This window comes from Kitasatospora sp. MY 5-36, assembly GCF_001182915.1.
In the GTDB taxonomy this organism is placed as follows: Bacteria; Actinomycetota; Actinomycetes; order Streptomycetales; family Streptomycetaceae; genus Kitasatospora.
Genome location: NZ_LFVW01001460.1, coordinates 1 through 504 on the forward strand (window position 1 = coordinate 1; position 504 = coordinate 504).

Consider the following 504-nt stretch of genomic DNA (forward strand, 5'->3'; position numbering starts at 1 on the left):
TGATCAGGGCGGTCGCGGAGGAGGACGACGCGGCCTCGGCGGCGGCCGCCCAGGCGGCCGGGCCGGGGGCGGCGGGGGGCTGCTGGGCGGAGCCCTCGGCGGCCTCCGCCCCGGCCTCCGCGTCCTCGGAATCGTCGGCGTCCCCGGCCTCCTCGGCGTCCTCGCCCGGCACGAAGGTGGCCATCAGCTGGAGCAGCTTCTCGGCGAGGCTGTCCTCGGCCATCGCCAGCCCGGCCAGGGCGAGCAGCGTCCGGGTCGGCGCCTCGGCCTCCTCGTCGCCCCCCGCCGCGTGCGCCTCGGGGCCGGCCAGCTCCTCCTGGAAGGAGAGCACCCGCCCGTCCTCGACGGCGGCCTGGATCGCGGTGGCCGGCTCGGGCATCCGGAGCCGGTCGAGCCCGACCGCCACCTCGGCCAGCTCCAGGGCGGAGTGCCCGCGCAGCGCCGCCTGCTCCAGCAGCCACGGCACCAGCGCCCGGGCGCGGCGCTCGTCGCCCGGGCCGGCAC

At 80.2% G+C, this 504-nt stretch carries 1 pseudogene; it reads right to left on the reverse strand.

Annotated features, from left to right (window positions below):
- Positions 1-504, reverse strand: a pseudogene (locus AE652_RS42935) (hypothetical protein); the annotation flags it as partial.